13 protein-coding genes are annotated in these 17,506 nt (G+C 55.3%); 5 read left to right on the top strand and 8 right to left on the bottom strand.

Annotation, left to right across the window (positions count from 1 at the left end; genetic code table 11):
- Positions 1-159: 159 nt before the first annotated feature.
- The 4 genes from K239x_RS14525 to K239x_RS14510 form a co-directional block, all read right to left on the bottom strand.
- Positions 160-1,197, bottom strand: coding sequence for a hypothetical protein (locus K239x_RS14525; protein WP_145418872.1), 1,038 nt, complete (start codon positions 1,195-1,197; stop codon positions 160-162).
- Positions 1,198-1,249: 52 nt separating this feature from the next.
- Positions 1,250-2,266 (bottom strand): hypothetical protein, encoded by a 1,017-nt coding sequence (locus K239x_RS14520; RefSeq protein ID WP_145418870.1) that lies wholly within the window; start codon positions 2,264-2,266, stop codon positions 1,250-1,252.
- A gap of 55 nt (positions 2,267-2,321) precedes the next feature.
- Complete coding sequence (locus K239x_RS14515) at positions 2,322-2,765, bottom strand: response regulator (RefSeq protein WP_145418868.1); 444 nt, start codon at positions 2,763-2,765, stop codon at positions 2,322-2,324.
- A gap of 70 nt (positions 2,766-2,835) precedes the next feature.
- A complete protein-coding gene (locus tag K239x_RS14510) occupies positions 2,836-3,429 on the bottom strand; it encodes a hypothetical protein (RefSeq protein WP_145418866.1) in 594 nt (197 codons plus the stop codon).
- 312 nt (positions 3,430-3,741) lie between these two features.
- Between K239x_RS14510 and K239x_RS28670 the strand changes: the two genes are divergently transcribed.
- The gene (locus K239x_RS28670) at positions 3,742-5,511 is read left to right on the top strand and encodes a di-heme oxidoredictase family protein (RefSeq protein WP_419188961.1); all 1,770 of its coding nucleotides are present in this window, start codon (positions 3,742-3,744) and stop codon (positions 5,509-5,511) included.
- 119 nt (positions 5,512-5,630) lie between these two features.
- On the opposite strand, the gene queG is transcribed toward K239x_RS28670, so the two are convergent.
- From queG to def, 3 genes are all read right to left on the bottom strand, one after another.
- Positions 5,631-6,665, bottom strand: a complete 1,035-nt coding sequence (queG, locus tag K239x_RS14500; protein WP_145418864.1) for a tRNA epoxyqueuosine(34) reductase QueG — start codon at positions 6,663-6,665, stop codon at positions 5,631-5,633.
- A gap of 134 nt (positions 6,666-6,799) precedes the next feature.
- On the bottom strand, positions 6,800-7,813 hold the full coding sequence (gene fmt / locus K239x_RS14495) for a methionyl-tRNA formyltransferase (RefSeq protein WP_145418862.1): 1,014 nt from the start codon (positions 7,811-7,813) through the stop codon (positions 6,800-6,802).
- 28 nt (positions 7,814-7,841) lie between these two features.
- On the bottom strand, positions 7,842-8,426 hold the full coding sequence (def, locus tag K239x_RS14490) for a peptide deformylase (protein WP_145418860.1): 585 nt from the start codon (positions 8,424-8,426) through the stop codon (positions 7,842-7,844).
- A 156-nt stretch (positions 8,427-8,582) separates the two neighbouring features.
- Here def and mch point away from each other — a divergent pair, with 156 nt between their 5' ends.
- From mch to K239x_RS14475, 3 genes are read left to right on the top strand one after another with little or no spacing between them, the layout of a single operon-like run.
- The gene (gene mch, locus K239x_RS14485; RefSeq protein WP_145418858.1) at positions 8,583-9,530 is read left to right on the top strand and encodes a methenyltetrahydromethanopterin cyclohydrolase; all 948 of its coding nucleotides are present in this window, start codon (positions 8,583-8,585) and stop codon (positions 9,528-9,530) included.
- Complete coding sequence (locus tag K239x_RS14480; protein WP_145418856.1) at positions 9,527-10,444, top strand: ATP-grasp domain-containing protein; 918 nt, start codon at positions 9,527-9,529, stop codon at positions 10,442-10,444. Before mch ends, K239x_RS14480 begins: the two co-directional genes overlap by 4 nt.
- A gap of 25 nt (positions 10,445-10,469) precedes the next feature.
- On the top strand, positions 10,470-12,131 hold the full coding sequence (locus K239x_RS14475; protein WP_145418854.1) for a fatty acid CoA ligase family protein: 1,662 nt from the start codon (positions 10,470-10,472) through the stop codon (positions 12,129-12,131).
- A 49-nt stretch (positions 12,132-12,180) separates the two neighbouring features.
- Here the strand turns inward: K239x_RS14475 and K239x_RS14470 are convergent, their stop codons facing one another.
- Positions 12,181-15,630: a tetratricopeptide repeat protein gene (locus K239x_RS14470; RefSeq protein ID WP_145418852.1), complete on the bottom strand. Its 3,450-nt coding sequence runs from the start codon at positions 15,628-15,630 to the stop codon at positions 12,181-12,183.
- Between the two features lie 286 nt (positions 15,631-15,916).
- On the opposite strand from K239x_RS14470, the gene K239x_RS14465 reads away from it, so the two are divergent.
- Entirely contained in the window at positions 15,917-17,437 is a 1,521-nt protein-coding gene (locus tag K239x_RS14465) for a sulfatase family protein (protein ID WP_419188960.1), read from the top strand.
- Positions 17,438-17,506: the final 69 nt, after the last annotated feature.

The following is a 17,506-nucleotide window of genomic DNA, read 5'->3' as shown; positions in this document are numbered from 1 at the left end:
GTTGCTGAATGAATATATCGCTGCCGAGAATTATAGGGCTCATTCGCGGCAAAAGAAGCGGCGCGTCAATTTGGTAATTGGACCGTTTATCGCCTGGGACAAAGATCTTCCGCTCTAAAGTAACCGTTTGGCCAGTAATTTCCGGTCCAATTGCAAGCTTCACCTACTTGCAACACAACGCCACCCGCAGCGTTCCAGCCATTTTGTTGCGGCGTAGATCCATGCGGACATCACGCCGGCACCAAAGATCAGCACAATTAAGGCTGGCATACCGTCGTTGGGGAAGCTGGCAGATTGCGTTTGGGCCGATAGGAATAGCCAAGTTACGATTGTCGACAAAAGGACACCTGCGGACACGGCCAGGAAGATGGCTCGGACGTTTGCCCGGGATTGCATTCGTCCAATGCAGAAACCAATGAGCATCAACGATGTGATTGCGGTGACCGATGCAACGACCAGCGCGGACGTGGCGTGCTCCAGGTAGTCAAACGAAGTTCCGAACCAAAGAAACACGGCGGTGACGGTGGTCAGCTCGATCAGTGTTCTTAAGCTGGTCGGTCGCGGTGCAGATTCAATTTGCCGCCGATGCACCAGCGACCAGGGGCTCCAGAGTTGAAACGTCGTTCCGATAACGGCAGGTGGTAGAAAACCAGCCGTCAGCACCATGCCAAAATACTGGCTGGCCACCGCGCCGGACGGTGCATCCAACGTCAGTCGAAGTCCCATCGCCGTGGGAATGCAAAGAGCGACCGCGACGGCAAAGCGAGTCAGTATCGACACGTGCCAAAACATCGGCACGGTAACAATTACGGCCCACAGCGCGACGAACGGAAACAGCAGCATCTGCATACCGGCAGTGGTCCAAGCGGCTCCGGGCAAGGGCAGCAGTAACCAGTAAGTCAGTTCCATCAATGGCAAGGTCAACCCAGCGGCAAGCCCGAGCAGCAAGGCGGGCGGAAGCAGGCCCATGCTCGCGCTCCACCAATCGACGTCATCGAAATAGATGTCGTCGCCAAGGTCCAAATCAATCTGTCGAAAAGCTTGGTCGTCGTACGCGGCGCCTGCTGCTTGCGGATCATTCACTCTCGCTGGAGAGACGTCATCAAACGATCGGTGTCTTTCTGACAGCACGACGCTTGGCGCAGGTGCGCTGTTTGGAAATCCGTTGCAGTCAGAAGTGCTCGGTGATGAAGTCATGTTGTTTTTTCCGCGGATGCTGTGCCGCTGCGGATTGAGTACGCCAGTCGTGTCACTTTTGACAGCTCCATCCGCAGAATCGCAGCCACGCCATACTGATCGCTGTGGTAAGCACCGTCAGCAAGGTGCCCAAAAGAGACAGAGTCGCAAGCCACGAAAACTTTTGTGGCAAAATCGATGTTCCAAAATACGGTATCACTTCAAAGCACACAAAAGCGAAGCTGCCGGCCCAAGCCAGAGCGACAAATGCCAACGCCAACTGGATTCGACTGCGAGACGATTGCTCAAGCCGCAGGAACAGGATACACGCAACTAGTGTTGGCAACGAAAACAAGAAGCCGAGCGAAAGTAGTTGGGCATTCTGAACAGAAATTTCGCCGCCTTCGAGTCGTTTGAAAAGTGCATAGGCCAACGCAACAACGACGGTCAGCTCCATCAACGAGGTGATTCCAGTCAAGCGGCGTTTTCGCGTTTGCCACTGGCAGTGAGTGAGTTCCCAAGGCGTCATCATTTGCATTGCCAGGCCGATCGTCGCCGATCCGACAAAAAACGACATCAACAGGGCAGGGACGCCGTAAAAGAAACTCGAGATCGCGTCACCTTGGATCACTTCGTACACCCAAAAGAATGCGGTCGTGCCGGGGGCCAAAATGAATAGCGCCGTCACAAATCGCAGGATGATCGACGGAAACCAAAACATGATGACGACCAGCGCCACGGCGCTGATCGCGGCGATCGGCAAGTAAATCGTTTGCAGATAAACGATTTGCAGGTTCATCGGCAACGGCATGGCGCGAATTTGTTCATCAAGCCAATACTTGCCGGCACCCGCCAAGCCACCCAGAAAGAACAGGGCGACGCCGATTCCCATCAAGCCACTGACCACGCTCCAGACCGGAATGAGATCGGTTTCGATCGGCTCCAACCAGCGAAAGAGTCCGCTTTCATGGACCGCGCGTCTGGCTAAGTAAGAGTGTGTCGCTTTTGTTTGAACGGGGCCCGGATCAGCATTTCGCGTCGCGTCAGCGCTAACGTCAACCGAAACATCATCGAAACCGCGCTGAGTCATGTCGGGGCGACCTTCCGATGGCGAATTGACTCAGCTGAAAGTCATGCGGGATGAATCAAACGGGTGATAGCACGGGCGTACTATGGATCATCAACCGTTTGTGATCGCGGACGACGCGTAAGAACTTGTCTTGGTTGACCGGTTTGGTGATGAAATCGTGAACCTTCATGTCCTCGCATCGCGCCCGCGTGGCTTCGTCGTGCGTGGCCGTCAAAACAACAGTGGTGATTCGCGTTTCGTTTTCCTCCAGCCATTCCAGGATGTCAAAGCCAGTGCCGTCGGGCAAATTCATATCCAGCAACAACAAATCAGGACGCGGGGCACGCGCGAAAATACCTTTTCGCTGCAAAAACAAAATCGCTTCGTCGACGCGGCGTACCAGCGTCAAGCGATGATGAATGCCGCTCCGCCGCAGAGCGTGGATGGTCACCCGCGCATCCATCAAGCCATCTTCCAGCAACAACACCTCCATGGGTCTTGTTTTGATGTCAGAAAACATAGTGGCCTACTTTGTCAGCGAGACAGTGATGAGGTTAAGTGAAACGCCCCTCTAAAACTCTAGTCGCGATTCAAGAGAGTTCAAACGACTGTTCGATCAGGTCAGACTCCAAAGTCTCGTGCTGAATCAATTTTGCATCAAAATCGCAAACCTGTTGAATCAGTTTTTCTAGTTGTCCGGTTTCCAAACCGCGGTACTGCAACTCATTGGCTGCTTCGGACAACGCAGTGATCTCCAGATACAACGTGCAATGTTGATCGTGGGCTTTGTCAATCAGTCCGGGATTCAACAGCACTTTGGCCGTCGTGTTGATGCCACGTACTTTCTGGTAGCCATACGATTCTTCCAAAGCGAACTGAAGTGCTAGGTGATCGCGAAAGGCTCCTAGCAATTTGACCAACCGATTCAGGCGATCGGCAGGGTCTGAATCGCAGTGGCAAAGTTGCCGGAGTCGATGCTGGGTGTCCCAACACTCGGGATTGCTGTCCTTGATCTCCTGCAAAAATGCCGGATTGATCACCAAGGTTTCGTTCATCGTTTCGACAATACTCATCGCACCCTGTGCCTCCTGAATCGGCGAGTAGCAAATGGGAATGGTTCGCTGCCCCAACTCACTGAATGAGCTTGCAGCGACGTGATCCTTGCCGTTGCTTTTAAAATCCAAGTCACAACCGCTCGATCACTTTCGTGAATGTACCGTTTTGTCGGCATGCGAGTCAAATTTTCTTGCCAGTCGTCTGTCTTTGCAAGTCCGCTCGCATGACGCGTTTCGCCACGCCCCAAGGGAGGCACTGCCCAAAACACTGCAACGCGTGAACGCTCTGTCTGTCGCAGTTTGCCTAAACACACTTCAATGGCGCTGAGGTTGTCGACTATCGGGGGACCCAAAATTTGCATTCGTGCATCCAAAACGCCACACTATCAAACGCTTCTCTTCTCGGTCTGTCTCGTCCCTCTAGATGCAGGTGTGATTGATATGAACGTTGGTCTCCCCCCGCGATTCACCCAAGCGCAAAGTCGTTCGGCAACTGTTCGTCGATTGCACTTCTTTTGCCGCCTGAGTTTGGCCGCTCTCATTGGCGGCGTAGCAACGGTCGGTTCGGCTCAGCAAAATAAACCCGAACGGTTGCCACAGTCTCACAGAGAAGTGGTCGACGCAGGCAGAACGCTCTTTCAGAAAGAATGGGTTCACACGCCGCCGGATATTCCTGAGCAAGGAACACTGACCGACAATCAGTATCGAGCCAAACTGACTTCGCTTTCGGGCGACGGTTTGGGCCCCATGTTTAACGCCAAGTCCTGCGAAGACTGTCATGCTGGCGGGGCGGGTGCTGACGTCGATCGCAATGTCACGCTGATCACGTTGGATCCGCGATCACCGGCGATCGTTCGCGTTGCGAATCGAGCGTTTGGACGTGCGGCAACCGAAAAACGGGAAGAAGTCGAAAAAGTGGTTGATGATCTGTTTCCCGGTTTCATCTCACCCAATGGTGTTTTGTCGATGGACGTGGTGGTTCACGAATCATCGTCGCGTCCGTTTTACAAACCCATCCGGGATCAATTAGCTGAGGGAGTGACTGACGGTATCGACGCGGAGTGGTTTGATTGCGCCAAGCGAACTTCCCAAGCGATTGCGGATCGACCTGTGATCGCGGGCCGACGAGGCGAATTGGATTTTTACTTGAGCCAACGCAACTCTCCGCCGCTTTTCGGGTTGGGCTTGATCGACCGGATTGCCATGTCGCGTCTGATGAATATCGCGCGAGTCCAGGCGGCACGCAGCAAAGGAAAAGTGACGGGGCGTGTTGGCGACGGAAAGTTTGGATGGCGTGCGCAGACAACGTCACTGAGTAGTTTTGTGATGGGAGCCTGCGCGGGGGAACTGGGACTGCAAGTGCCGGGAACACCACAGCCGCCCGACACGGCGGATATATCGTACGTCAGTTTGGGACAAGACCTGGATCAAAACGGGGTCAGGCAGCTGGTGGCGTATGTTGGTTCGCTTCCCGCACCGATTCAAGAACGCACCCAAGCGGATCATTGGGCGGGAGTTCGCCAAGGAAAGAGATTGTTTGCCCAAGCCGGCTGTGCCGTTTGTCATGTCGAAAGCGTTTCGCCAGCACGCGGCATTTTCAGCGACTTGCTGTTGCACGACATGGGGGACTTATTGCAAGCGCCCTCACCATCGTCGCGTGGCCGTTTGCAAACCGTTTCGTCGATCGCGGTGCCTCGATTCCCACGTGACAATCGTCCCTTTGGCAGTGGACGTTCGGTGGCAAGTTATTATGGCGGCGGAAGTTCGATCGGTGCCTTTGCGTTTGCCAGGCCCGTTGAGCCAAAGTTTCCTTACGGCCGGTTACCGGTTCAGGCGATCGATGTGAGAAACGGGGGCAATGTGATGTGGGACTCCATGCAACGGGAATGGCGCACGCCGCCGTTGTGGGGTGTTGCCGATTCGGCGCCGTACTTGCACGACGGACGCGCCACGACGCTTCGGTCAGCGATCTTGTGGCACGGTGGTGAAGCAAGTGAGTCGATCGAAAAATTTCGCTCGCTTAGCAAATCAGACGGCGAGTTGGTGATTCAGTTTTTGAAATCACTGCGTGCTCCCGCCACCCCGCGGCTTCCCGATTCGATCTTTCCACAGGAGCCAGAAGAAAAAGAACTGGCCAACCGCTTTGTCAGCGACGAATCGGACACGCCTGCTTCGGACGATTTGCTGGACGTGTTTCGTCAAGCGTATTGACGTGTTGGTTTCGCCAAGCGTATTGATGGCGTGCTGGCGAACCAGGCAATCCATGACGCGCAACCCGTGACGCGCAGTTCCTGACGCGGTTGAAATGACAGCTTGCTGTCGTCGCGGAATTACGCTTTTGAACGCGATTGAATGTTTTCAATCGCCCATCGGCAGGCTTCTTGCACAATCGGTTCTTGGTCTCGGCTACCTTGTCGCAGTGCGTCGAGCGCTAATGCGTCGCCGGTGTTTCCAAGAACGATTGCGGCGTTGCGCAGCATTCCGCGACGCCGCGTCCGCCACATCGGTGATTTACGAAACCGCTCTCGAAAGATTGCTTCGTCCATCCAGAACAAATCGAGTAAATCGATCGAATCAGGTGCATCGGTTTGCGTTGCACTGCGTGCGGGGCGAGTGTTCCAGGGGCAGACTTCTTGACAGATGTCGCAGCCAAACGCCCAGTCGCCGATCCCTGGTCGTAGCAATGCCGGGATCGAATCCTTGTTCTCGATCGTCAGGTAGCTGATGCAGCGGGAAGCATCCAGCACGCCGGCACTTGGAAACGCATCGGTCGGGCACGCGTCCAAACACGCCGTGCAAGTTCCGCAGTGCGAATTTTGCTGCGGATCGCTAGTTGGCAATTCGATGTCCACTAAGACGCACGCCAAAAAGAAATAGCTGCCAAATTGTTTGTTTAAAAGCAGCGTGTTCTTTCCTCGCCAACCAAGCCCTGCCAACTGCGCAAATTCGCGTTCCATCAAGGGCGCCGTGTCGACGATCCCCCGTGCGTTAGATTCCGGTTGATGCCGGCGAACCAGTCGGCAAATCCGCTTTAGTTTGGGATGAATGACATCGTGATAATCCTGCCCAATCCATGTGTAACGCGCCACGCGTCCATAGTTGACCGGGATTGCTGATGGACTGGTCGCAGGATAGGGATACGCGAGCGCCACGACTGACTTGGCTCCGGGGAGTACTCCTGACGGATTTTGGTAGGCATCCAGGCGGTTGGCAAAGTAATCCATGTCCGCGCAGTACCCGTCGTCGATCCAGCGAACCAGTTCGGTGAATCCCGCGCTATCGACGGCGGGAGCAACACCGCTCAGGATGAATCCTTCGGCGGCGGCCATCGCAGAAATGTCGTCCAGCAGGTTCGTCGTGGCCATCCAAGTTCTCAGTCACTGTTTTTGTCAGCTTCGCCGGATCACGCATTTAATCTGTACGCATTGACTTGGTTTTCCGCTCGGGCGGGAGTTCTTTCGCAGTCAAGAAAGCACTTGAAGTAAGCCCGTGGAATAAGCTAGCGACAGATAAAACGCATTTCGGTTTTGAGGTGATGACCGCGGACAAACTCCATGGCGTCCATTTCTTTTTTGCCGGCCGGTTTCAGGCGTTTGATCTCGATGGTGCCATCGCCAGTCGCCACAAACAGTCCCTTCTTGGCGCTGACGATCATGCCCGGCTCTGCCTTATCCGGCGAAAGCACGTCGTCCGACAGTTCGCTGACCGCGTCCAGTTCGACCTTGGTCGCAATCTTTGTGATCGCCAATCGAATCGGTGGTTTGTCAGCGTGGACGGCGATGTGCGTGAAGGCGACGGGCCACGGTTGCATGCCGCGAACATGGCAATCGACTTGACGGCTGGTACGACTCCAATCGATTTCGGCTTCGGCTTTGGAAAGACGCGGTGCTTTGGTGATCAATTCCGCGTTTTGTTTTTCGCCGATCGGTGACGCGCCGTCCCACGTGGTCAGCGCGTCGATCGCTTCTAGCGTCGCATCGACGCCGATCGCTGACAGCCGATCTTCTAATTCACCCGCAGTTTCGTCGTCGGAAATCGGTGTGCTGCGAGTGCAAAGAATCGGCCCTCCGTCCAACCGCGGCGTCATGTGAATCACACTGACGCCCGTGACCGCGTCTCCACTGAGCAACGATCGTTGCACAGGGGCAGCACCGCGGTACTGCGGCAGCAGCGAACCGTGCAGATTGATGCCGCCAAGACGAGCAGCCCCCAGCGCAGCAGGTTTCAGGATTTGCCCGTAGTCGCAGACGACCAGCAAATCCGCTTCGATCTTCGTCGTCCGATCGATCGCAGCTTCTTCATTGATACTGAGCGGATCGTACACCGGCAGATCGTGATCCAAGGCCCACTGTCGCACCGGCGAAGGCGGCGGGCCTTTGCGACTTTTGACGGCCGGCAACGGTTTCGTCACCACCAGTGCGATGTCGTGTCCAGCTGTTCGCAGCGCTTCGAATGACGGAACGGCAAAGGGACCGGTGCCCATCAATATCAATCGCATGGTTTGGTTTGTCATCACGACAGTCCTTTTCGCGGCAAATGGATCACGCGTATTTGTCGGTCCAGGTTTTCAATCGAGCCACCAATTCGTCGTCGGGCGGAATTGCACCGGTCGACTGTTTGGAGCGAAAATCCGTATCCATTTCTTCGAGCTGATAGTCCAGTTCCCGACGCGATTCATCCGGCATGCGGTCAAAGAACATCACGCCATCCAAGTGATCCTTTTCGTGCTGGATCACCCGCGAAGCAAACCCGTCCACTTCCATTTCGATCGGTTTGCCGCTGATGTCATAGGCGCTCAGATAGACCGATTTGGGCCGTTTCACGTCGCCGTACAATCCAGGCAGACTCAGGCAACCTTCTTCGGCTGATTCGGTGCCTTTGGGTTTGCTGATTTCGGGATTGATGACAACCCATTCTTCGCCCTCGTCCTTCTTGCCAGCCGGATTCATCACGAACATCCGAATCGGCAAGTCGACTTGATTGGCAGCTAGCCCGACGCCGTTGTGTTCGTACATCAATTCCAGCATGCGATCGGCAATCGCGTGCAGTTCCGCGTCGACCCGCATGATCGGCTTACTTTTGTAGCGAAGAGTCGGGTGGGGAAAAGAAACAACACTCAGGTCCATGGCAAATCTATTAGCAGCGCGGTTGTCGGGCGCCCCGCGTTTTTCGCGAAGCAAGATCGTTACAGAATGAACGATTTGGGGCTTTTTGGGCAGGGGTTTCGATTGTAGTTGCTGGCCCCCGTGGACACGGACGCCGCATTTGACAACGATTTTGGGATGTTAAACGAACAAACCTATCAAAGATTTCAAACCGCCCTGACAACTTGCGCGGCCGACCGGACCATTGTGTCATCAATCGGCAATGCAGTCGTGTTGGATGCCGGTATCCAAACATCGGGATCGCTGCGAGCGGGAATTTTGCTGGCGGAGCTGTGCCTGGCCGATTCGGCTTCGATTACGTTGCAGCCCTGTGACGCCAATCGATACGCCGTCGATCAAGCGGTGGTGGTCCAGACCGACGCGCCAGTGGCCGCTTGCTTGGGAGCCCAGTATGCGGGATGGCCGGTCAAAACGGATGACTTTTTCGCCATGGGAAGCGGTCCCATGCGTTTGTTTCGCGGCAAGGAACCGGTGCTCAAAGAACTGTCGCTTTCCGATTCCGGTGACAACGTCGTCGGCATTTTGGAAACCGACAAGCTGCCGCCGGAATCGGTGATCCAGCTGATTGCGGATGAATGCGGCGTGCCAAACTCCGGCGTGCATCTGGCCGTTGCTCCCAGCACATCGATTGCCGGCAGCGTGCAAGTCGTCGCCAGAAGCATCGAAACGGCTTTGCACAAATTGCACGAACTGAAATTTGACGTTGGGGCCATCGTCTCAGCCGTAGGCGTCGCGCCGCTGTCCCCGCCAGCCAAACCGGGTGACATGGTGGGTGGCATTGGCCGTACAAATGATGCGATGCTTTACGGCGCGCATGTGACTTTGTGGGTCGATGTGGATGACGAGCAAATCGAATCGGTCGCGGACAAAGTTCCCAGTGCGTCATCGGATGATCACGGACGTCCATTTGCCAAGATTTTCAAATCGTACGACTACGATTTTTACAAAGTCGATCCCATGCTGTTCAGCCCCGCGGTGGTGACGTTTCACAATCTCCGCTCAGGCCGGACTTGGTCGCGTGGCAGCATCTTGACCGACGTGTTGCGAGAATCGTTTTTGTCATGAGTGACAGTCGTATCCTGGTGCTTGGTGGCGGCGTCGGCTGGCACAGCAACCAATTGATCGCTGCCGCACACGCCTCCGGTTGCCACATTGCGTTTGCTCCCTACGAAACACTTGCGTCGAATCAATCCGCCGACGGGCCGTCGCGGCTGACGGCGGATGCTGCAGCTGACAATCAAGGCGATGCCGCGAAAGTCGATCTGAAGGATTTCGATGCCGTGCTGACGCGGACCATGCCGCCGGGATCGCTGGAACAGATCACGTTTCGCTTGGCCTGCTTGCACGCGGCAGTCGCACGGGGCGATCGCGTTGTGAACCGTCCGCGCGGTTTGGAGATCGCGATCGACAAATTTGCCGCTTTGGAACACATCGCACGATTGGGATACGATGTCCCCGAAACAATCGTGGTGCAAAGCCGTGCTGAAGCAATGGAGGCATTCGGCCAACTGGGTGGCGATTGCATTGTTAAACCGCTATTCGGTGGGGAAGGTCGCGGAGTGATGCGGATCCGTGATGCGGAACTGGCTTGGTACACGTTTACGACTCTGGAGCAACTGGGCGCAGTTTTCTACGTGCAGCGTTTTATTTCGCCCGGCGGGCGCGACACGCGATTGCTGGTCATCGGCGAACACACGATTACGTTGCGACGTGAAAGCGAAAATGATTTTCGCACCAATGTCTCCGGCGGTGCGCAGTGCCGAGTGATCGAAAACGATGAACAGCAGGACAAGCTGGCGCGTCGAATCACGTCATCGATGGAGTTACAGTTTGCGTCCGTCGACATCATTGATTCGGATGACGGTCGCCCGCGGGTGTTGGAAGTCAACGCGGTGCCGGGCTGGAGAGGCGCACAACGAGCGACCAGCCAAAACATTGCCTCGCTAATCATCGGGCTTCTGAAGAACCCGAGTCGCTAACTTTTTGGACCAGTACGGTTGCCTTATGAGCCAGCAAGAAATCGACGGCAACGTTGCAGCCCGTCTGCGAATCGTCACCGCCCTCGCGCCCGGTGCGATCGCGATTGCCCAGCCTGACGGACCGCCGCAAGAGAGCGGGCAACGCAGCTACGCGCTGACGACGTTTGAAAAGCTGAACGACCGCTCCGAATCCATCGCGCGAGGTCTGATTGCGTGGGGAGTCAAACCCGGCATGCGAATCGCGATGTTGGTGCCCTTTGGCGCATCGTTTATCGAATTGGTGTTTGCTTTGCTGAAGGCCGGCGTGGTCGTCGTATTGGTCGATCCCGGAATGGGCCGGCAGCATCTGGTCAAATGTCTTAGCGGCGCAAACCCCGATGGTTTCATGGGCATCCCGAAGGCGCAAGCGATTCGGAGTGTTCTGCGAAACAAGTTTCCTAGCGCGAAGTGGAACATTACCGTCGGACGCCGTTATTTTTGGGGCGGAAAGACTCTGCAGCAGATTCACGATTTAGGACAAAGCAGCCCAGATACGCCACTGCCTCGCATCGAACGAGTCGATCCGGCTGCGGTGATCTTTACGACCGGAAGCACGGGGCCGCCCAAAGGAGTGCTATACACGCACGGGACCTTCCACGCGCAGATTGATCGAATTCGCGAGCGGTACGACATTCATCGTGGCTCACGCGACTTGGCCTGCTTTCCGCTGTTTGGGTTGTTCGATGCCGTGATGGGAGTGACGACGGTGATTCCCGATATGGATCCCACTCGCCCAGCCGACGTCAATCCGCAGCGTTTGATCGAAGCGGCCGAGCAATGGGAAGTCGACCAAGCGTTTGGTTCACCCGCGCTGTGGCACACGGTGGTTCGATGGTGCGAGGAAAACGACGTGCAACGCCCATTCCCAACGCTCAAGCGAGTCCTTTCGGCGGGAGCTCCTGTGCCGGCGGCGACGCTGAAACAATTGCGTGGGCTAATTCACGAAGACGCCGATATCGTGACGCCTTATGGTGCGACCGAAGCGTTGCCGATCGCTTCGATCGAATCTCGCGAAGTGATTTCGCAAACCGGACCGGCTTCGGCCAAGGGCAAAGGTACTTGCGTCGGTACCCGGTTCGATGATGTGCAGTGGCGTGTGATCGAGATCAATGACGGAGCGTTGCCCAATATCGGCGAAACGACCGAGCTGCCACAGGGCAAGATCGGCGAACTGATGGTCACGGGCCCGATGGTGACGCGGCAGTATGTCGTTCGAGAAGACCAGAATGCGATGCACAAAGTCGTCGATGGTGATCAAGTGTGGCATCGGATGGGCGACGTCGGCTACTTGGACGATCGAGACCGTTTTTGGTTTTGCGGACGCAAAGCACACCGCGTCACCGTGGGCGATCGCACTTTGTTCACCGTCCCCTGCGAAGCGATCTTCAACGCGCATCCATCGGTCTACCGTTCAGCTCTGGTGCCACGCGGACAGGCTCCGCAGCAGACGCCCGTCATCCTGATTGAACCCTACCCCGATGCGGAGCTTGACGGTTTGGAATCTGAATTGATCGATCTCGCCGCACGCAATCCTCTGACGCGGCGGATCAGCGAGATTATCATTCGCGATACGCCGCTGCCGACCGACATCCGACATAACAGTAAGATTTTTCGCGAACAGCTGGCACGAGAAATAGCCGGAACCTAGGAACTGATATTTCGTGCTCCCCGCGCCAGTGGCATCAATCGCATTTCGTCTATTCGCCGGCCGGAGGCAGTAACTGTGACGAGGCGCATTTGAGCTTCATTCCGGTTCGGATCGTCGACGAAACTAACGAGTCCGACTGCGCCGTGCACTCTAGTCGGTGTTGATCGACGTCCGCCGAAATCAACTTAACTGGGATCAATTCGCTGACTGGCCCCACGTGCTGCCGGACCTGCACGATCGGTGGGTTGGGATTGTCTTGAAGATAGGCATGCCACTTTTGAATGTTCCAAGACTGACGTTCTTCTTCCTGGTTCTCTTCATTCTCGGCCTCTTCTTCTTCTTCTTCTTCTTCCAAATTTGCCAACGTGGTTCGCGAAGAAACGGGCATCCGATCCTGCCAACGCAATTGGTTGGGCAGATCGGTTCCCTCCCAAAGATACCGCGAACGATTGTGTTGAAACGCGATGGCCTTGTCGGAGGCGAGTTCGGCCAAGCGGAACAGACGCTGCGTCGACTTGGCTTGGTCATCCAAAATGCAAATCGAAAGCTGCAGAACACTGGCATCAAAAGCGTCATGAAGTTGCTTAGGCAGCAGTCGGGTCTGGAATGTTCGACTGCGAATCCGAAACAGGACCCTTTCGCCGGTTGATGCGACAGCGATCATAAATTTGGAAGAAGAATCATCCAGCCGATCAGCGTCAATCTCTTGAACACGAAACTTGCCACTGGATGCACGGTTCAGCACGCCGGACAGAAATTCGCGATTGAGTGCGACGCCGGCTGGATAATAGAGTTCGCCCCAGGATGCCGGTCGATGATAAGACACCGCGAACGCAAACTCCTGCGACAAAGCGTTGATGGACGCGGCGTGTTGATCGGAATGGCTTAGACGGTTGATCAAAACCTGTTGCAGGTCCGATGCGATCCAGTCGGCGGCGGTGTCCGAGGGGACTGCTCGAAGTCGCGCGAGCAGAAGATCAAATTCACCGTTGCCGAGTTCGATCAGCGCCCGGCCAGGAATCAGTTCACTGTCGTCGGTCGCGGCGTCCGCGTGAGACGTTGCGTTGGACAGGTTGCCCAATCGAAGGTGGAGATCAACTAGCTTTTCGTTACGTACGACGGTCCTCCACGTATCACTGGCAGCGGCGCCCAGGAGGGATTGTTCGACCGATTTTGTTGCTTCCCGCAGGTCGCCGCGTTCTTCCAGACAACTACCGTGATCCCAGGCGATCTGAGCTCGCAGGTCGTCACCCAAGTCAGGGTGTTCGCGTGCTTCATTTTCGCACCGTTCCAGGTTGGCCAGATCGACTAGCATTGCACTTTCAGATGCAAACGATCGGAAGTGAGTATCGCGGTCGTCTTCGTTGCCCGTGTCGACGGGTTTTCGCCATCGTTGTGCCCGCGCCAATTGCTTGGCTCGTTGCTTAACCAAATTTTGCACTTGGTAGCGATACGCTTCGTCGTACCATTCATTGGCCAGTGCAATCGCAGCAGTGTGTTGTTGATCGCACACGTTGATATCGCCCGAAAGGAAACCCTGCTGGGCTTTCAAACGATGCCGCTGAATCTTGATCTCGCTCGGTTCTAGATTCTCCGTCGCAATCAGGAACTCGCGAACTTGGTCACCGTCCCAGAGGTCCAGCAGATGGTCGCCGATTTGTCGCTGACGCAGTGCATTGTTTGGAAAACGCTCTAGTGTCTTCAACGGCTGGTTCTGGCTCAGCAGGCACTCGGCGATGTAGTACTCAATCGTTGGTAGATACCACTGCTGTTCGTCGACTTCTTCGCTGTGTTCGTTGATCCAAGTCAACGCAGATTCCAAGTTTTTCTGGGCGGCAGAGAACTCTTGGGACGAAAAGCAGCACCAGCCTTTCAATGCTTTGGCCCACGGGATTTTGTTGATTTGGGGATTTGCTTCGACCGCAGCAAGCAATGCATCTGGGTCCGAATACAGTTCGTCGTCAAAAGCCAGATCGACCAGCTCTTGGATGACCTGCGAGGCATTGCTCGTTTCGGCGAATAGTTGTTGGTAGCTTTCCCCTTCGACACGAGCATTCAAATGCCAGCGTGCAGCTTGATCCACCAAGTAGTCTTCGTCGGCACTCTGTTTGGCCGAAAGGTAGGCTTCTGCTGCCGAGTCGTATTCCTCGGAAGCCCAAGCGATATGTCCTGCCAGATACTCTTCGATACCGACTGGTGTCCCTTGCGTTTGTTCGACATTCGAAAGCAATGCCGTCGTCCATTCCTGGTTGTAGACGGACCCATTGAGCAATTGCCGCCAGAGACGTTCGTCATTCTCGCGGACGGCGATTCGCATCAGACTTGGCAAGTCCTTGGGTCTGGCGTATTGCACGACGGTCGAAAACGTCGCTGAATCCTTGGGCGTTTCTGCCAACGCTTTGACCGCTGCATCAGCCGCGAGATCGTGGTCACCCATCGCCGAATGGATATGGCAAAGGACGGCATGGACGTTGGGATGGTTGGGCGATTGGCGTTCGGCTTTTCTGATCGCAACCATCGCTTTTTCGTTTTGTCCCAGACTGTAATGACAAACCGCGACGCTTGGCCAAACACCCCAGCGTTTCTCAGGATTTGGCACCAGTTTCAGAACTCGCAATGCTTCTCCGAAGTCGTCAAAACTCATATGGTAGTAGGCAACGTCCATCAACAAGTTCGCTCTATCGCACGGCAACAGTCGCATCGTGGTCACTCGCCCCAGCGTGCTGCGGGCTAATTCCGGTTCGTCGTTTTCCCAAGCGGCATAAGCGTCTTCGATTAGCTGCAATGCATCATTGTAGGCTTCGGTTTTCGCATCGGATCCGCGCAAATGAGCTGCGTACTGATCCGATGTGCGGAATCCATATTCAAGATGCTGCCAATCGTAAACCGACCATTTGTCGCCGTCTTTCGCCAAAAACCATTGAACCGTCGTCGCCTGGCTTTCATCGGAATAGCTCAAGATGTCAACTGTCGCAAAACTCGAATCCGAACCCTGCCGCATTTTCACGATTCGATAGTGTTCGTCTGCTCCTGTCGGAACGGGCGCAAACTCCTTCAGCCAAGTTCGCAATGTAAATCGATCCAGCATCCCGAGCGGTTCCGTATTAAAACGACTTTCTCCGATCGCTTCGATAAACAGTTCGATGTTTAGAGGGACTTCAATGCCGTTCTGCGAATCGTCCAGTACTGCGGTAACAAACGTCTGCAACTCGGCATTGTCGTCGGAACCGTCATCTGGGGTCTGAAGCGACAGGTTAAACAAAGCGGCGTCGGAACCGAACGAATCGTCGCGGCGTTCTGGAAGTTCCAGTTCCGTGCGTTTTCCTGCCATTTGACGCAGCCCGACAAATGCCAGTCCCGCGAATCCGCCGCAGAACAGAAACGCAAACCCAAAGAAAATGACCAGCATGACCGTTTGGCTCGATCCCGAACGTTGAACGTTCGCTTGAAACGGATCGTTGGGCTCGTACGATTGCGACAAGGGATTCTGAGACGACACGTCGACGGTCCAGCACAGGTGAGAAATACAAGAGATCAGTGCCGCTTAGAATAACGCGAATCAATCTCGCGAGTCGAGCAGCAAGCGACGACAAAGATCGTCGAACGACTTTGCTCACGCAGCGGGGAAGCAGGAAGATTCAATTCGACAATGGAGCGGGCGTGTCGCGGATGCGAAGAGACCGGCTGATTTGTACTACAATAGTCGGCCACCGTTCTTCACTTGCTTTTGGATATGCGACTTCTTGATGCGACCTTGTATTTTTTCTTCATTCGTTTGTCTCGCGATGCACTTGAGTATCGCGTCAGCGACGATTGCGACAGCACTCGCCGATTCGGCCAGCGAATCGCTGCCCAACATCCTGTTTGTGTTGACGGACGATCAGGCGCCTTGGGCCATGGGGACGGCGGTTGATAGTGGCCAGTACTCCGGTGTGATGACTGCCAATACGCCGCACATGGATCGTTTGGCTGCCGAAGGTGTAATGTTCCGCAACTTTTTTTGCACAACACCGGTTTGCAGTCCCGCGCGTGCTTCGTTGATGACGGGCCGGTATGCCACCGACTTTGGGATCGAGGATTTCATTACGCATCCCAAGCACAAGCTTTTTGCTCCGCAGCGGCAGGTCGCTTTGGATCCCGATCAAAGTGTGACCTTTGCCGAAGCGCTCAAAGCAGCGGGATACCGGACGGCTTTGGTTGGTAAATGGCATCTGGGCGAATGGACGCTGCCAGGTAATCAACGGTTGCATCCCACGGCTCATGGATTTGACTATTTTATGGGGTTGCCGTCAGGTGGGACTTCTCCGTCGAATCCTGAGTTGGAAAAAGACGGTGTGGTCAGCAAGTTCGACGGTTTGACCACCGACATCTTGTTTGATGATGCGATTAGTTATCTGCAGCAGAACAGAACGAATCCGCAGCCGTTCCTGTTGTGTTTACACACCCGAGCGCCGCACGGAGCTTGGTTGCCGGTTGCTCCAGCCGACTGGGACGCTTACGAAGGCCAGGAGGTCACGATCCCTGCCTACGATGGTCTCGATGTTGCGAAGACAAAGAAAAACATGCGCGAGTACTTGGCCAGCACGTCGGGGGTGGACCGCAATCTTGGAAGGTTGCTCGACGCGATTGATGGATTGCCAAAGAACCGCGAAACCGTCGTCGTCTTTACATCCGATCATGGGTACAACCTGGGGCACAACGGAATTTGGCACAAAGGAAACGGCATTTGGGCAACCAAACGCAAGCCACCAGGCCCGACGCACAACGGCACGCGTGTGATTTCCAACAAGTACCGCCCTAATTTGTATGACCTGTCGCTCAAGGTCCCTATGATCATTCGTTGGCCTGGCGTGGTGCGACCCGGCACGGTCATCGACGATACCGCGTCGAGTCTGGATATGTTTCCGACCTTGGTTGCGATTGGCAATGGCAAGACGCCGCTTCCGCAAACGTCCAAGCCGTTGGCGATTGGTCGCGATTTGAATCCCCTCTTGCGTGGGCAGGAAGTCGCGGATTGGGACCAAGATTTCTTTGCCCAGTACACCATGATCCACTATGCCCAAGCCACGCTCCGGTGTTACCGAACGCCCAAGTTCAAGCTGGTGCGTGACTTTCACAATGAAGGACGCGACGAGTTTTTCGATTTGATCGCGGATCCCGACGAGTCAGTGAATCTGATCGATGAAAAGTCTTCAGCGATCCAATCGAACATCGAAAGGCTGCATGCCAAACTGATTGCTAAAATGATACAATTGGGCGATCCGTTGGCCGCCGAAGTCTCCGCCGAAGTCCCTGTTGGCCGCTGAACTTAGCGCAGTCGTCCGATCGTTTTCCCGGGCGGATTGCCCAAACGAATCTCCCAACTGCCCGCCTGC

Source organism: Stieleria marina, from assembly GCA_007741555.1.
Lineage (GTDB): Bacteria > Planctomycetota > Planctomycetia > Pirellulales > Pirellulaceae > K23-9.
Note: the sequence above shows the minus strand (reverse complement) of the source record. Positions and strands in the feature narration are given on the sequence as shown.